This is a genomic window from Halorhabdus sp. SVX81 (assembly GCF_029207715.1).
Classification (GTDB): domain Archaea; phylum Halobacteriota; class Halobacteria; order Halobacteriales; family Haloarculaceae; genus Halorhabdus.
The window spans coordinates 1,885,285-1,899,966 of the sequence record NZ_CP104322.1 but is presented as its reverse complement, the minus strand read 5'-3'; the positions used below and the strand labels follow the sequence as shown (position 1 = coordinate 1,899,966).

General features: G+C 63.4%; 16 protein-coding genes. 9 read left to right on the top strand and 7 right to left on the bottom strand.

Annotated features, from left to right (window positions below; genetic code table 11):
- Window positions 1–10 precede the first annotated feature (10 nt).
- Window positions 11–436, top strand: a complete 426-nt coding sequence (locus SVXhr_RS09430) for a disulfide bond formation protein B (protein WP_275736958.1) — start codon at window positions 11–13, stop codon at window positions 434–436.
- Between the two features lie 126 nt (window positions 437–562).
- On the top strand, window positions 563–1,540 hold the full coding sequence (locus SVXhr_RS09425; RefSeq protein WP_275736957.1) for an aldo/keto reductase: 978 nt from the start codon (window positions 563–565) through the stop codon (window positions 1,538–1,540).
- A 28-nt stretch (window positions 1,541–1,568) separates the two neighbouring features.
- Here the strand turns inward: SVXhr_RS09425 and nth are convergent, their stop codons facing one another.
- From nth to SVXhr_RS09400, 5 genes are all read right to left on the bottom strand, one after another.
- Window positions 1,569–2,390 (bottom strand): endonuclease III, encoded by an 822-nt coding sequence (gene nth / locus SVXhr_RS09420; protein WP_275736956.1) that lies wholly within the window; start codon window positions 2,388–2,390, stop codon window positions 1,569–1,571.
- A gap of 52 nt (window positions 2,391–2,442) precedes the next feature.
- Complete coding sequence (locus SVXhr_RS09415) at window positions 2,443–2,856, bottom strand: DUF371 domain-containing protein (protein WP_275736955.1); 414 nt, start codon at window positions 2,854–2,856, stop codon at window positions 2,443–2,445.
- Between the two features lie 83 nt (window positions 2,857–2,939).
- Complete coding sequence (locus SVXhr_RS09410) at window positions 2,940–4,085, bottom strand: DUF373 family protein (RefSeq protein ID WP_275736954.1); 1,146 nt, start codon at window positions 4,083–4,085, stop codon at window positions 2,940–2,942.
- A gap of 71 nt (window positions 4,086–4,156) precedes the next feature.
- Window positions 4,157–5,047, bottom strand: coding sequence for a coiled-coil protein (locus SVXhr_RS09405; RefSeq protein ID WP_275736953.1), 891 nt, complete (start codon window positions 5,045–5,047; stop codon window positions 4,157–4,159).
- 247 nt (window positions 5,048–5,294) lie between these two features.
- Window positions 5,295–7,142: a hydrolase gene (locus tag SVXhr_RS09400; RefSeq protein ID WP_275736952.1), complete on the bottom strand. Its 1,848-nt coding sequence runs from the start codon at window positions 7,140–7,142 to the stop codon at window positions 5,295–5,297.
- Between the two features lie 148 nt (window positions 7,143–7,290).
- On the opposite strand from SVXhr_RS09400, the gene SVXhr_RS09395 reads away from it, so the two are divergent.
- Complete coding sequence (locus tag SVXhr_RS09395) at window positions 7,291–7,443, top strand: hypothetical protein (RefSeq protein ID WP_275736951.1); 153 nt, start codon at window positions 7,291–7,293, stop codon at window positions 7,441–7,443.
- Between the two features lie 62 nt (window positions 7,444–7,505).
- On the top strand, window positions 7,506–8,234 hold the full coding sequence (locus SVXhr_RS09390; protein WP_275736950.1) for a diphthine--ammonia ligase: 729 nt from the start codon (window positions 7,506–7,508) through the stop codon (window positions 8,232–8,234).
- A gap of 36 nt (window positions 8,235–8,270) precedes the next feature.
- Here the strand turns inward: SVXhr_RS09390 and SVXhr_RS09385 are convergent, their stop codons facing one another.
- Together SVXhr_RS09385 and SVXhr_RS09380 are read right to left on the bottom strand one after the other, a co-directional pair.
- Window positions 8,271–8,468: a hypothetical protein gene (locus SVXhr_RS09385; RefSeq protein ID WP_275736949.1), complete on the bottom strand. Its 198-nt coding sequence runs from the start codon at window positions 8,466–8,468 to the stop codon at window positions 8,271–8,273.
- A gap of 62 nt (window positions 8,469–8,530) precedes the next feature.
- Complete coding sequence (locus SVXhr_RS09380; protein ID WP_275736948.1) at window positions 8,531–9,499, bottom strand: NDP-sugar synthase; 969 nt, start codon at window positions 9,497–9,499, stop codon at window positions 8,531–8,533.
- Between the two features lie 161 nt (window positions 9,500–9,660).
- Here SVXhr_RS09380 and SVXhr_RS09375 point away from each other — a divergent pair, with 161 nt between their 5' ends.
- The 5 genes from SVXhr_RS09375 to SVXhr_RS09355 all read left to right on the top strand — a co-directional run bounded on the left by SVXhr_RS09375 (window position 9,661) and on the right by SVXhr_RS09355 (window position 14,679).
- Window positions 9,661–10,299 (top strand): helix-turn-helix domain-containing protein, encoded by a 639-nt coding sequence (locus tag SVXhr_RS09375; protein WP_345799481.1) that lies wholly within the window; start codon window positions 9,661–9,663, stop codon window positions 10,297–10,299.
- A gap of 121 nt (window positions 10,300–10,420) precedes the next feature.
- Window positions 10,421–11,335, top strand: a complete 915-nt coding sequence (gene cysK / locus SVXhr_RS09370; RefSeq protein ID WP_275736946.1) for a cysteine synthase A — start codon at window positions 10,421–10,423, stop codon at window positions 11,333–11,335.
- A 133-nt stretch (window positions 11,336–11,468) separates the two neighbouring features.
- Complete coding sequence (locus tag SVXhr_RS09365) at window positions 11,469–13,040, top strand: DUF1508 domain-containing protein (protein ID WP_275736945.1); 1,572 nt, start codon at window positions 11,469–11,471, stop codon at window positions 13,038–13,040.
- Window positions 13,041–13,133: 93 nt separating this feature from the next.
- Entirely contained in the window at window positions 13,134–13,721 is a 588-nt protein-coding gene (dcd, locus tag SVXhr_RS09360; protein WP_275736944.1) for a dCTP deaminase, read from the top strand.
- Window positions 13,722–13,779: 58 nt separating this feature from the next.
- Window positions 13,780–14,679, top strand: coding sequence for a thiamine-phosphate synthase family protein (locus tag SVXhr_RS09355; RefSeq protein WP_275736943.1), 900 nt, complete (start codon window positions 13,780–13,782; stop codon window positions 14,677–14,679).
- The last annotated feature ends 3 nt before the right edge of the window (window positions 14,680–14,682 follow it).

Below are 14,682 nucleotides of genomic sequence, written 5' to 3'. Positions count from 1 at the left end.
CCGTGTCACTGTGGCCGTGACGCGTCACCTCGCTGGTCGCTCCCGTACCCTGCTCGGGTTCGCCACGCTCGTCGCGGTCGTCGCGACCGTCGGGAGCCTCTATCTCAGTCTGGGTCTCGGATTGATCCCGTGTACGCTGTGCTGGTATCAGCGTATCCTGATGTACCCGCTAGTGGTTGTTCTCGGCGTGGCCTTCGTCGAGAACCGGGAGACGATCTTTCGAACCGTCCTCCCGCTGTCGGTGTTCGGCGGCGGCATAGCCGCGTACCATTCGCTTTTGCAATTGACCTCCTCGACCGGGAACCAGTGTACCATCGGTGGCTGTGGGTCCGTGTTGTTCCGAGTGGCTGGACTGACGATCCCCAACCTCTCGCTTTTGGCGTTCGTCCTGATCACGGCGTCGATGCTGGTCCTGATGACTCGCTCGTCCGAGTAACGCGCACACTCCTTCGATTGGACCATGCCGCCTGGCACACCCGGCAGGCCACCACTGTCCGCAAAGCCGGCAGTTGGTACGAATTATCACATCGAACTTATGCGTACGCGGCTCGATCCCTTGTATATGGAATACGTCAGACTTGGAGAGACTGGACTCGAAGTATCGCCGATCGCGCTCGGGACGTGGCGCTTCGGGCTGGAACACGAGGAGACGGGCGTCGTCGAGACGGACCGCGAGGACGCACACGAACTGCTCGACGCCTACGCCGAGGCGGGCGGGAACTTCATCGACACGGCCAACGGCTACGGCGGGGGCGACAGCGAGCGCTGGATCGGCGAGTGGCTTGCCGACCGCGATCGCGAGGACTACGTCGTCGCCTCGAAGTGCTTCTGGTCGGATGTCTCGCGCTTCCAGGAGAACCTCTCGGCGAAGAACGTCCGCGCGGAGGTCGAAGGCTCCCTCGAGAAACTCGATACGGACTACCTCGACATCCTCTATCTTCACCGCTTCGACGACGAGACGCCGATCGAGAAGACCCTGCGGACCATCGACGACCTGATCAGCGAGGGCAAGGTCCACTACGTCGGCCTCTCGACGGCCGACGCCTGGAAACTCACCAAGGGGCTCTGGCAGGCCGACGTCAACAACTACGAGGCCTTCACCGTCACCCAGCCACAGTACTCGGCGGTCCACCGCGAGCCCGTCGCCGAATATCTGGACGTCTGTGCAGACCAGAACATCGCTGTCTGTCCGTATTCGCCGCTGCACGGCGGCTTCCTCACCGGCAAGTACGAGCGCGTCGGCGAGGACGAGGTCGAGGCTCCCGACGGCTCGCGTGGCGACATCGACGAGCACTTCGCGGACTGGTACCTCCGAGAGGAGGCCTGGGACGTCCTCGACGAAATCCGTGCGGTCGCCGAGGAAATCGACGCCTCCCCCGCCCAGGTCTCGCTGGCCTGGTTGCTGGCTCACGAGGACCTCACCGTCGTCCCGATCATCGGCGCGCGGACGACCGACCAGCTCGAGGAGAACCTCGGCGCGATCGAGGTCGAGCTCACCGACGAACAGTTCGAGCGGATCGACGCCGCGATCGAGAACTGAATCGCGGCCGATTTCTTTCCACGCGCTCTCAACGTTCGACTGTCTCGACCGGATCGACGACATCGCCGCTCGCCGGCTCGATACCGACGCGATCACACAGATCGTACAGCGGGCATGCCTCGGGACCGTCGAGACACGCCGGCTCCCGGGCGCTGCAGTACTCCCGGCCGAACTGGATGCTCGCGGTGTGACCGAAGCCACATTTCCCCTTGGGCACTTTCTCTTCGAGCACCTCGCGGACTGCCTCGTGGTCGGCGTCCGGCGGGGCGATACCGAGGCGGCGGTAGATCCGGTAGACGTGCGTGTCGACCGGAAAGACGCCGTCGCGTCCACCAGCAAAGAGGAGGACACAGTCGGCGGTCTTGGGGCCGACGCCGTTCATCGCGAGCAGCGTTTCCCGAACTGCCTCGGCGGGCTCCTCGCGGACGAACGCGTCGAAGTCGTCCTCGCCGCCGTACTCCTCGCGGACGCGCTCGGCGATCTCGATGATCCGGGCGGACTTCTGGTTGTGGAGGCCGGCCCCGGAGATCGTCTCTGCGAGTTCGGCCTGTTCGGCGTCGGCGAGGGCGTCGACGAGATCGACTTCGTCCTCCTCGGATCCGTATCGGTCCATCAACGCGTCGTGGGCCGGCTGGCTCGCCACGTCGCTCGTGTTCTGGCTGAGGATCGTCCGGACGAGACACTCGAAGGCGTCCTGGCCGCCGTAGGTCTTCTGCCAGTACAGTTCGCCCAGGCGGTCGACCACCTTGGCAGCCCGCGTCTCATTTTCGCTCGGCTCGAAGGTATCCATCGAGCCGCCGCTGCCGGGGCCACCGCTGATGTTCTCGACCGGTTCGGCGTCCTCGCTCATGGTTCGTCTTGGTTCGCGCAGCGTCAAAAACGACCGCATCAATTTTGGGACGTTACTCGACGGTGAGGCGCATCGTCACCGACGCCCCGGCGGCCAGCGCGTCGACGAGTTCGCGATCCAGATCCGCCGCAGCGGCGTCGGCGTCGATCATGACCGTTCGGTCGTCGACGTACTCGCTGGTCCGGATCACTAGCGAGCGGTCGTTCTCGAAGGAGAGTTCCGGGTGCCCTCGACCGGTGATTCGGGCCTCGTGGTCGCCCGTCGAGAGTGTGGCCGTGATTTCGGCGGTAGCGTCCTGACACGCCTCGACGAACGCCGGATCGAAATCCGCGGGAACGCGATCGGCCTCGATCCCGACGATGCAATCCCCGGCCGGGGTAAGGAAGTCGTCGCTCGTGAGTTCGAGCGTGCTCTCGTGGCTGGCGGTGACGTTCTCGTGGCCATCGGCGTGAATCACTTCGTCCATACACGTCGGTTCGGTTCGGCGCACTTCAGCCGTCTGATCCAGCTGATCGTCTCCGAAAATGGCGTGGCTTCGCGAGAATCCACCTATTCAGTCGCCCGTTCATCGACGAGTTCCTCTTCGATGTTCGTCTCGCTGAAGTAGGCGGCAAACCGGACGCCGACGAGGCTGACGACGATCCCCGCGATGAGGAATATTGCGAGTCTGGTCCCCGGTGCAAGCGTAAATCCTTCGACGGTGACGACGCCGAGATCGATCGACGAGACCGTCACCGCCGCGAACACTGCGGCCCGTTCGAGGAAGTACCCGGTGACGCCACGGACGACCAGGCCGACAGCGACCACGCCAAACGGCAGGTTGAGGTAGGCGTTGCGGACGCCTTCCCGACGGAGCAACTCATCGAGCAGTCGGCCGGTACTCGCTGCCAGGGCAGCCGCGGTCAGCCAGGTGACGCTATCGAATCCGAACCGCATCGCCAGGATGAGGATGCTATCGGAGGCCGTCGCCGAGACGCCAAGCGCGCCGACGAAAAACCCGATCAACGCGAGGCCCACGGCGACGACATACGTCACGAGTGACACCTGTCCGGAATAGAGTGCGTTGTGTATCTGGCCGGGCAGCGTCTCGACGTACTCGTCGATCCCAAGCCCCTTGTACAGCAACAGGAGGCCAACAGCTGCCGCGATCGCTCCAAGCGCCATCGTCACGCTGTTGACCACCAGCAGGAGGATCGGCATCGCGAGCAGCGCGGCCCCGATCGGCACTAAAACGGTCTCGCGAAGTTCCTCGTCGGCCAGGAACTGCTTGAGTAGGTAGTACGTCGACTCGATGTCCCGGGCCTGCCGGACCACCACGCGGTCGACGGCGTCGACGGGGACCCGGCTCTCGATGATCGGGACGAGGCGCTCGTCTTCCGTGCTGTCGGTGACGACGATCGCCGAGTCCGGTTCGTGAGCGGAGAGCAGTTGCTCGGTCTGTCTGGCGACCGACCGGCTCACGCCGACCGTCTCGCCGTTCCCGGAGATCACGGCCACAGTTACCGCTTCGTCGTCGGCTTCGAGATCGCGGGCGACGCGCAGCCCTTCGAGCAGACAGTTGACCCGACTGTCCTCCGGGTCGTCGACGCCGAACTCGGTGACGAGCGATTCGACTGCCTCGGTCCCGACGATCGGCGGGTCCGCGACGCTCGCCAGGTCACCCCCGCGGTCCAGGCACACCACCAGCGTGCTCACAGTTTATCGGACGCTACCGATCCATAAAAATCCCAAGCAACCCGCCAAACGAGAATGAGTGGCGAAAAAACTTACAGCAGTCCCGTCTTCTGGAGTTTCATCAGGTCCTCGGTATCGAGGGTTTCGCCGTCCTTGAACTCCTGGTAGATCTCCTCGGCCTCCTCGCGGGCGGCTTCCTGCTCTTCCTCGCGGCGCGAACGCTCTTCTTCTTCCTCTTCCTTGTCGAGTTCGCGAAGCCGTTTCTGGACGCGCACGAAGTCCTCGTGGTGCTGATCGGCTGCCTCCTGGGCCTCGACGAACTTCTCGTGCATCTCGTCGGCCTCGTCGCGGATCTCGTCGGCCTCGCGATAGGCCTCGATCATCTCGTTGTGATGTTCCTGGGCCTCGTCGGCGAGCTCGGTCACCTTCTGGTGGTGTTTACTCGCTTCGGAGCGGATCTCCTGGGCCTCGGCCTTGATCTCATCGATGTCGTCGGTCTGCTCTAACTTTTCCTTGCGCTCGGCGAGCTTCTCGCGTTTGGCCTCGATCTTCTCGATGAGTTCCTGCTCGTCCTCGGAGGAAAGTACTTCAGTCTGCTGTTTGAACTCGAGATCCTCGATCTCGTCTTCGAGCTGGTCGACGCTTTTGCCCTCGTCGAGCTCCATCTCCTCCTTTTTGTCCTCGACCTCCTCGAACAGCTCGTTGGCCTTCGCGTTGAGCTCGTTGCGCTTTTCCTTGTGTTCCTGGACTTGCTCGTTGAGCTCGTCGCGCTTCTCGCGGTGCTCCTGGGCCTCGTCGACCTTCTCGCGAGTTTTCGCGTTGAGGTCGTCCCGATCCGAGGCGCGCTCGGACGCCATCTGATTGAGATCGTTCCGTCGATCCCGGAGCTGCCCGGCGAGCTTGATAAGTTCGCCTTTCGATTTGGTTTCGAGGTCTTCGTCAGTTACCGATACGTTCTTTGATTCATCAATCGAGTCTGTCATGATTACTCCTCTGTGCCATTCCCGCTCCGGCGTTCGACAGTACAGTCGCTACCGACTTGCTTTCGCCTTATAACTAGATTCCCTGTCATTTTGGGCGTCGCACGATACTGCCGAACGCTCGGGGCGTTCAGGTATCTCGTATTACAGGAGACACTCATTTAAGTATTCCGGTGAATGCGGCCAGTGGTTTGGCGTATCACACGCCTCAGGCCTCCTCTCCGGGGATGTTAACCACTCACACGGACGTTTATAAGCGGTAGGTGTTCGTGGCCGATCGGCCCGTGAGCGAGAGGGTGACGAATTCGGCGTCCGTGGGTATCGAGAGTGACGCGACTGTTTTGCGACTGTCGGCACCGACCGAGACCGCCGTTTCGTCGGTATCGCCGTCGATGTCCCACGAGAGATGGCCGACGACCTCGCTCGGGGTGTCATTGAGGACGACAACGTCGGATTCAGCGCCAGGGGAAGGCTCCGCGAGCACGGCCTGGACCGGCTCGAAGGCGTCGGTGAGTGCGTCATGTGCTTGTTTGGGTTTGCCGTTGCGGGTCAAGACACCCATCCCAGCGTCCGAGAGATCGCGAAGCGAGGCAGCTACGATCACATCCGACGCTCGCAATCGGAGTCGTTCAGTGATTGTTTTGATAACGGACCGCTGATAGGCCTGTGACGGTTCGATGCCGCCGGAAACGTGTGTGTCGTGGATCTCCTGGTCGAACCCGGCCATGTTCTCGGGCTCCGGGACACCGATGGAACCGGCACCGTACTCGCCGACGATCGCCTCGAGCGCGGGATGCCGATCCAGTAGTTGGTCGACGTCGGCCGCGTCCCCGTACTTCCACCCGGGATACAGCGCTGTCGCGTCCGGTTCGATCCCCGGCGGTCCGACGACGGGAAGCGCAACAATCTCGTCGGGTACCGCCTCCGCGACAGTTTCGGCGGGTTCGTGGTCGTAGTCCGCTCGAAACCGTCGCCATCGCAGGCGGAGTCGATCGAGAAGACCCGACCCGAGCGCACCGTCACTCAGTGAGATCGGGTCGTCGTGGACGCTGATCGCTGCCAGCCCGGGGTGGTGATCGTACGCGGAGACGATCCGATCGACCAGTGTTCGGCCGCGCTCGATGTCGAACGGCCCCGGCCCGGTCAGCGGGAGATCCTGCCAGACGAGCACGCCGGCCTCGTCGGCCGCCTCGTATACTGCCGGCGACGGGACGTGTGCGTGAGCCCGGACCAGGTTGGCGTTGAGCTCGACCGCCTGCTCGATATCCGCCGGTTCCGCCGCGAGCAAGCCGACGCCCCGGGCCGTGATCGGCGTGTCGTTGACGCGGAGGCCGTCGGTGTCATCGTACCTGATCGAGCACAGCCCCGTCGTTAGCGTTCGTTCGTCGTCGCCGAGTTTCGCCCGGAGGACGTACCGATTCTGTTCGCCGAGATCGTGGGGCCACCAGAGTGCCGGATCCCGAACGTCGATGGTGTACTCGACGGTCGTTCGCTCCCCGGCCGCCGCCGTTACCGACGTGCGGTCCATCATTCCCCGGCCCCGTCGTGATCCTTCGGGTTTGACGGAGAAGGTGACGCGATCCTCGAGATCCGTCTCGGCCAGGATAGTCGTCCGCACTTCGAAGCGCGCGCCGTCGTCGTCGACTCGTGGCCGAGCCGAGAGATCGAGGATGTGAGAGTCGGTGTAGGTCGCGATGTCGGCATTCCACCAGATACCGGGGACGGCACGTTCGTCCGGGACGTCGTCGGTCTCGTAGCTCCCGCCGAAGCGATCGTCAGGCCGTCGACATTCGACGACGAGTTCGTTTTCGGGCGCAAGCGCCCCGTCGAGCCGGAGTCGCAGCGGCTCGAAGTAGGTGTCGTGCTCGCCCAGGAAGGTATCGTTCAGCCAGACGCGAGCGTGTGCGTAGACGCCCTCGAAGACGACCATCGCGTGCTCGTCACCGTCTCTCGGGTCTTCGAACGTCGATCGATACGCCACGGCGTCGCTACCGGCGAAATCCGCCGGCCGCCCCGGCACCTCGACCGGCTCCCAGGTCGCCGGAGCGGGCTGGTCGCCGCCCGGCTCGACTGTCGCAGCCCGCCACTCGTTCACCATACGTGTGGCGGGGGCCGCCGTCGGCATATCCTTTACGTACGCCGACTCGTCCCGACCGGTTGTCGAGTTTCCGTGCCGTCGTCCGTCACTTTCAGTTTCACTCCGGGGTTGGCGCGCCTTCATGTCCCCTGGGGACACAGTGATACATATGCTTGAATCGCTCACGCCGACCTGTGAGGCCGACGGGTGTGATCAGCGGCTCCACCGTGACGATCGACAGATCGTCTACGAGTCGCCGGGCGGGACCCGCCACGTCTACGAGTGTTCGTGTGGGGCCGTCACCGTCACCGTCGCCCGGTAGAAGCGTCCCCGAGACGGCTTCCCGACCGCAACACTCAACCACCCCGTTCGACTAGCCGGCGTATGACCGAGACCGCCGATGGCGCGTGGGTAAGTCTCTTCTCCGGCGGCAAGGACTCCTCGTGGGCACTGTATCGGGCGCTCGAAGACGGCCGTCCCGTCGAGCGACTCCTCACCGTTCACCCGGCCGGCGATTCGTACATGTATCACGTCCCGGCGACGGAACTGGCTCGCCTGGCTGCCGAGAGCGTCGACATTCCGCTTCTGGAAGTCGAACCCGCTGATTTCGGGGCGGGGGATGTGACGGACGCCGGCGCGCAGGGCGACCGCGAACTCGAACCACTGGCGGCCGCCCTGGACGAACTCGACACCGAACTCGACAGCGGCGTCGCTGGTATCGTCGCCGGGGCTGTCGAGAGTGAGTTCCAGACCAGTCGCATCGAGCGGCTGGCCGATCGGCTCGACGCGGAGCTGTACGCCCCGCTTTGGCAGCGCGATCCGGTTGATCTCGCGGAAGCGATGCTCGAAGCCGGATTCGAAATCCGGATCGTCAGCGTGTCGGCGGCCGGTCTCGACGAATCCTGGCTCGGCCGGCAATTCGATGCGGACGCGCTCGCTGAACTTCGCGAACTCAACGATGAATACGGGGTTCACGTCCTGGGCGAGGGCGGCGAGTTCGAGACGCTGGTCACGGACGGCCCGCACATGGATCGCCCGATCGAACTCGAATACACGACTGAGTGGGACGGCACCAGGGGCTCGATCCGGATCGAGAACGCGCGGCTGGGGTAACGAAGGGAAACAGACGTCGGCCCGACGCGGGGACGCTCACTCCCAGATATCGGGGCCGTATCCGGTCCGAACGATGGCGACGCGATAGCCGAAGAAGATGACGATGATGCCCGCGAGTTCGACCCAGAACTCGAGTGGGCCGACGATCCTGTTCGCGATAGTCAGCGTCAGGTACGCCAGAGTGACCATCACGGCGTAGTGTGGGGCGAGATCGCGAATCAAGTCGGTGTTCATCACTCAAGCGTTGGGGAACGTCCCCCATCAACGTTCGCTCCGGAACCGATCGTCCGGCCGCCCTACATTCCGTTGGTGATCTCGGTGTGGGCCCCGATGAGCGCGCCGGCGAGATCGAGGTGTTCGACGTGCGTCTCCTCGTCGATGATCGAATCCCGGATCTCACAGTCCCGGATCGTCGCGTCGGCGAAGACGATCGAGTCCTCGACGGTCGAATCGACGATCTTGCCACCAGGGAGGACGTGTACGTTGCCCCCGATTTCTGCGTTCTCGACGGTCGCCGAGCTGGCGATCACGCTGTCCCCCTCCAGGGCCCACTGGATCGCGTCGAGATAGCTCTCCGGCGTGCCGATGTCGAACCACGCACCGTCGAACGTGAAGGCGTGGACATCGCCACGGTCGACGAGCCACTCGATGAACCAGCCCGGCTCGTCCGGGTTGTTGCCACCGTCGAGGTACTCCTCGAAGCGGACGTCTTCGGCGGGGAAGCCGTAGCACGCGATCGAGACCAGCGTACTGTCCGGATCGTCGGGTTTCTCCTGGAAATCGACGACCTGGCTGCCCTCGACGTTGATGAGTCCGTAGGACTTCGCCCGCTCGCGTGATCCGACATCGTAAGCGGCCAGCGTCGGCGCGTCGTTGCGTTCGAAGGTATCGATGAACTCGCTCAGGTCGAAGCTGATGAGATTGTCACCGGCGACGACAAGCAGATCTTCGCCGTGCAATCCCTCGCGGTCGACGAGTTGGGCAAGTGCCCCGATGACGCCGAACTTCTCGTCCTCTTCGACGGTCTCCTCGACCGAGAGCGTCGGTTTCTGGAAATCCGTTTCGGCGATGTGATCGAGGAAGTCGTCGGCGAACCGCTCGTTAGTCGAAACGTAGACGTCCTCGATTCGGTCGTCGGATTCTAGTTCCGCAAGGACACGATCGATGACGGTCGTGTCACCGATCGGGAGGAGCATTTTCGGGCGGTTGCGGGTCACGGGCCACAGCCGCGTGGCGTAGCCACCAGCGAGTACGACGGCTTGCATGTACGCTCACTCGCGGTCACCTCCAAAGTGTTTTTTCCATTCCTCTCCCCGAGGGACGGCTTCCGGTTGCTCTTGCCGGATATCCGGTTGGCCCGTTCGTTTTCACTGGCTGAGAATGGCCCGTTGGATTATGCCGATACTCGCCCAACGTATATGTAACAATGCCCGGTATGCGCGCTGAAATCGAAGTCCTCTCCCCGGATGCCTGTCCAGTTGCTGGTCTCTCAGAACAGGCGGATGGCCCCCTCACGTCCGTGTCTCGGGCCGGCAACGCCGAGGGAACGGTTACCGAGGAATTCACTGTCAGCGGCGACACTGCTCTCACCGACGACCGACTCAGTCAACTCTTCGAATACCGGTCTGCAAGCGTCTATCGATTCCACCGGGAGCCACTGGACTGCGTCTGTGAGTTCGTCGAGGACCACGATCACCCTATCTCTGAGATCCGGGCCCAGGATGGGTCGCTGGTCCTTTCGTTGCATCTGACCACGATTCAGGATCTGCGAGACCTCGTGACGGATCTTCGGGAACAGTACGGCGCCGTCCGTATCCGCTATCTCCTGCAGGTCGAAAGCGACGAGGAAGGGAGTACGGACGTGATCCCGATCGATCGCAGCCGACTCACCGACCGCCAGCAGGAGGTCCTCGAGACCTCCTACCGGATGGGCTACTTCTCGTATCCTCGCGACGCCAACGCGACCGACGTCGCCGCCGAACTCGGCATCGACGCCTCGACCTTCACCGAGCATCTCGCGGCTGCCCAGTCGAAGCTGATGGACGAACTCCTCGCCGAAATGTGATCTGTCTGGGTCCGTCCGGCGACGGTATGGATTTCGCGATTTCCCATTCGGGTATGCGGATTCTCGAAAGCTGAGAGTTTTGGCTGGCCTTATTTATTAGGGTGATAGATCGACAGCTACGATGCACGTTGCAGACGACGTCACGGAGTTTATCGGCGACACACCGCTGCTCAGACTCGACGATGGAACCGGGACGACGGTCCTGGGCAAGGTCGAATCGCTCAATCCCTATTCGGTCAAAGATCGGATCGGCAAGTCGATGATCGAAGCTGCCGAGGAGACGGGTAAGCTCACCGAGGAGACGGTCGTGATCGAGCCGACGAGCGGCAACACCGGGATCGGCCTCGCAAGCGTCTGTGCCGCGAAGGGGTACGATCTTGTGCTCACGATGCCCGAATCGATGAGCGAGGAGCGCCGGCAGTTGCTCGCCGGTCTCGGTGCCGAACTGGAACTCACGGACGCCGACGGCGGCATGGGTGGGGCGATCGACCGTGCCCACGAACTCGCCGACGAATACGACGACGCGTTCGTTCCCCAGCAGTTCGAGAATCCCGCAAATCCCGCCGCACACCGTGACGGAACTGGCCCGGAACTGTGGGACGCCACCGACGGGGAACTCGACGCATTCGTCGCCGGCATCGGCACCGGCGGAACGATCACCGGCATCGGGCAGTTCCTGCGGGACGATATCGAAGCTGACGTTGACGTGATCGGCGTCGAACCCGAAGATTCGGCCGTCCTCTCCGGCGAGGAGCCCGGCAGCCACGGTATTCAGGGGATCGGTGCCGGGTTCGTTCCGGAGATCCTCGAGATGGATCTTCTCGACGACGTCGTGACTGTCACGCGCGAGGAGTCGATCGACGAGGCGCGTCGGATCGCCAGCGAAGAGGGACTTGCGGTCGGCATCTCCTGTGGCGCAGCGGCCCACGCAGCCACACAGGTCGCAACCGATTATCCCGACGATGCCGTCGTCGCGACAGTGTTGCCGGACACGGGCGAGCGGTATCTCTCGACTGATCTGTACGCGACGGACTAGCGACGCCGGCCGTCTGTCGTCCCAGGAGGACCAGCTTGACATTGTTCTATCCTGCGTGTGTTCCCGAGCGCCCCCGGACGTACCTGTACAAATTTATAAGTATCTGCCATGTATTTAATCAAACGGATATATTATGGCAACTGACCCGTCACACAATCGGCGACTCAACGAGTGGTACGAGGAACGGATCGGACAGCCGGCGACTGACGACGAAGTGACCGGCTACTGGATATTCGTTCTCGGCTTATTGGTTGGAATACTCGGCATCTTTATGGTGATCATCAGCGACCCCGCCTCCGCACTCCGTGGCTGGGGGATCGTCGCCGGCGCGCTCGCGCTGGCGCTGCTTGTCGCCGGTCCACTCGTTCGACTGCCGCTGGATCAGTACGCGTCGATTCTGATTATCGTCGGGTTGATCGTGAGTATCGCCGGTGTCCTGTGGTTCACGATCGCGTACCCCGACAACTGGCGGCCCCAGTCGAGTCCGATCATCACCGTCTACGCGGTCGGCCTCCTGGTGATGGCTGTCGGCGGTATCTTCGCGCCGCTGTTGACGACTCGCTCCGAGCACGAAGCGAACCGCCTACAAGGGGAACTTGCGGACACGATCGCGGATGAGTCTGACTTGGCTCGATCCATCACCGAACTCCGGGCGGCACTCGAAGACGCCGACGCCGACGAGGACGATCTCGCTGCCGAGATCGATCGACTTCGAGCGGATTTGGCTGATACTGCCGCCGATGAAGCGGACCTCTCGGCCCAGCTCCGGACATTGCGGACGAGTCAGTCCAGGTTCGAACTCTACGAGGATACCGGCGGGGAGTGGCGCTGGCGTCTCCGGCATTCCAACGGCAATCTGATCGCCAACGGCGGCGAGGGATATACCCGGAAACACAACGCCCAGAAAGGGATCGCGGGTGTCCGCCGGGACGCTCTCGGCGCGGAACTCATGTTGATAGCATCCGAGGACGAACTTCCCGCGGAAGACGAGACTTTCGAACCGGTCGAGGAAGTCGAGAGCCAGGCCGCCTTCGAGGTCTACGAGGACAACGCCGGCGAACATCGGTGGCGGCTCCGTCACGACAACGGGAACATCCTGTGTGATTCGAGTGAGGGCTATGATTCCCGGAGCAACCTCACCCGGGCGATCGACAGGGTCAGAGCGTACGTCGGCCCGGCGGCGTACCTCCGGTTCGATCCGACCGCCTTCGAGATCTACGAGGACAATGCCGGCCAGTATCGCTGGCGGCTGGTCCACCGCAACGGCAACATCCTCGCCGACGGTGGGCAGGGATACTCGCGATATCACGACGCCAGGCGTGCCGTCGATCGGATTCGGGATGATCTCGACAGCTACGAGTTCGAGATCTACGAGGACAACGCCGGGGAGTATCGCTGGCGGCTGACGGCGAGCAACGATCAAATCGTCGCCGACAGCGGCGAGGGCTACACCGACCGTGACGAAGCCGAAGCTGCTGTCGAGCGCGTCGAGACGTACGCACCCGACGCCGACGCCCTCGACGTCGGTCCGACTGCTTTCGAGATCTACGAGGATTCCGGCGGGGAGTGGCGCTGGCGGCTCCGTCACCGCAACGGCAACATCCTCGCTGACAGCGGCCAGGGCTACGACGATCGCTCGAACGCTCGCGACGGCATCGAGAGCGTCAAGCGCAACGGGCCCAACGCCAAAATCGAAGAGGCCTGACCGCCGAAACCGGACTGACTACCGGGCTCACTCAATTTTGACCGCGCAACGTGGACCGTGGTATTTTATTCACCTCGGGACCGAGACGCTGGTATGATCCTCTCGGACGCGGACATTCTCGACCGGCTCGAAGCGGGCGAACTCGTGGTCGAGCCACTCGACGAGCCCGATCTCCAGATCCAGCCAGCCAGTATCGACCTCCGACTCGGCCGGGAGTTCCTCGAATTCCAGCACGCCAACATCCCGTGTATCCACCCGACGAGCGAGCAGGAGGTCGCCGAGTACGTCGAAGAAACGGTCGTCGAGGAGGGCGGGGAGTTCATCCTCCATCCTGGCGATTTCGTCCTCGGCACGACCAAGGAGACCGTCGAGATCCCGGACGACCTCATCGCCCACGTCGAGGGGCGCTCGTCGCTTGGCCGTCTTGCGGTCGTGGTGCATGCGACAGCGGGACTGTGCGATCCCGGTTATCGGGGCCAGATCACGCTCGAACTCTCGAATCTCGGCACCGCACCGGTCGCGCTCACGCCGGGTATGCGCATCTCCCAGTTGACGTTCACCGAGTTGAGTAGCCCCGCCGAGCGGCCCTACGGCGAGGAGCGCGGTTCGAAGTATCAGGGTCAGAAGGGGCCACAGGCGTCCCGGATACAGGGGGACAGAGAGTTCGGAGGCGATCAATGACGACGATTGTGTACGCCGGAACGTCGCCGAGAAACGACCATGAGTTCGGAGGCGACCAATGAAATTCGTCGAGGAGGTGGTCGTCGAGGAGTTCCTGCCGACGTTCCGGTCGATGCTCGCCGAGCGCCTCCGGGATCGCGGGCTGACTCAGCTCGAAGTCGCCGACCAGTTGGGGATCAGCCAGAGTGCGGTCTCGAAGTACGCCCACGGCGAGGTCGAACGCAACGAGTCGCTGCTCGAAGATGATCGCCTCCAGGAACTGACCGACAGCCTCGCCGACGGACTGGCCGCCGGCGAGGTTAGTCCCGTCCAGGCGCTGGCCGAGGCGGAGGTGTTCATCCGACAGCTCGAACAGGGCGACTTGCTCGCACAGCTGCACAAGGAGGCGTTCCCGTCGCTGGCTGAACACGGTGGGACGCTTGCGATTCACGATCCCGAGAGTCGCGTCCGCCAGTCCGAACAGGTCCGGTCGTCGGTCCGGCGGGGACTGGGAATGCTGGAAAACGCCAGCGGGTTCGCCAGACTGATTCCAGCCGTCGGGTCGAACCTCGTCGAATGTCTGCCCGACGCCGGCGGTATCGACGACGTGGTTGCCGTCCCCGGTCGGATCCTCGACGTCAAGGGACGGGCGGCGGTTCCGGGTGACCCCGAGTTCGGCGTGAGTGAATACGTCGCAAGCGTGTTGCTCGCCGCACGCCGGCACGGAAGCGACGCCCGCGCGACGCTGAACGTCGCCTACGAGCCTGGGGTCGTCACCGCCCTGGAGGCCCGGGGCTACACTGCCGTGGAGTTCGACGCCGAGGCGGAACTCGATGCGGCGTTCGATGCCGTCGATGTCGCCGGTGCCGACGTCCTCTACCAGACGGGGGGATTCGGGATCGAGCCGATCGTCTACGTGCTGGGGGCCGATGCGCCCACCGTCGTCTCGTCAGTTCGGGAGATCGTCGACGAGGTGTAACAT

Bases quoted from the DNA above. Each gene is read 5' to 3' on its own strand.
- SVXhr_RS09425 (WP_275736957.1), top strand. From the start codon at position 563: ATGGAATACGTCAGACTTGGAGAGACTGGACTCGAAGTATCGCCGATC.
- nth (WP_275736956.1), bottom strand. From the start codon at position 2,390: ATGAGCGAGGACGCCGAACCGGTCGAGAACATCAGCGGTGGCCCCGGC.
- SVXhr_RS09415 (WP_275736955.1), bottom strand. From the start codon at position 2,856: ATGGACGAAGTGATTCACGCCGATGGCCACGAGAACGTCACCGCCAGC.
- SVXhr_RS09405 (WP_275736953.1), bottom strand. From the start codon at position 5,047: ATGACAGACTCGATTGATGAATCAAAGAACGTATCGGTAACTGACGAA.
- SVXhr_RS09400 (WP_275736952.1), bottom strand. From the start codon at position 7,142: ATGGTGAACGAGTGGCGGGCTGCGACAGTCGAGCCGGGCGGCGACCAG.
- SVXhr_RS09395 (WP_275736951.1), top strand. From the start codon at position 7,291: ATGCTTGAATCGCTCACGCCGACCTGTGAGGCCGACGGGTGTGATCAG.
- SVXhr_RS09390 (WP_275736950.1), top strand. From the start codon at position 7,506: ATGACCGAGACCGCCGATGGCGCGTGGGTAAGTCTCTTCTCCGGCGGC.
- SVXhr_RS09385 (WP_275736949.1), bottom strand. From the start codon at position 8,468: ATGAACACCGACTTGATTCGCGATCTCGCCCCACACTACGCCGTGATG.
- SVXhr_RS09380 (WP_275736948.1), bottom strand. From the start codon at position 9,499: ATGCAAGCCGTCGTACTCGCTGGTGGCTACGCCACGCGGCTGTGGCCC.
- SVXhr_RS09375 (WP_345799481.1), top strand. From the start codon at position 9,661: ATGCCCGGTATGCGCGCTGAAATCGAAGTCCTCTCCCCGGATGCCTGT.
- cysK (WP_275736946.1), top strand. From the start codon at position 10,421: ATGCACGTTGCAGACGACGTCACGGAGTTTATCGGCGACACACCGCTG.
- SVXhr_RS09365 (WP_275736945.1), top strand. From the start codon at position 11,469: ATGGCAACTGACCCGTCACACAATCGGCGACTCAACGAGTGGTACGAG.
- dcd (WP_275736944.1), top strand. From the start codon at position 13,134: ATGATCCTCTCGGACGCGGACATTCTCGACCGGCTCGAAGCGGGCGAA.
- SVXhr_RS09355 (WP_275736943.1), top strand. From the start codon at position 13,780: ATGAAATTCGTCGAGGAGGTGGTCGTCGAGGAGTTCCTGCCGACGTTC.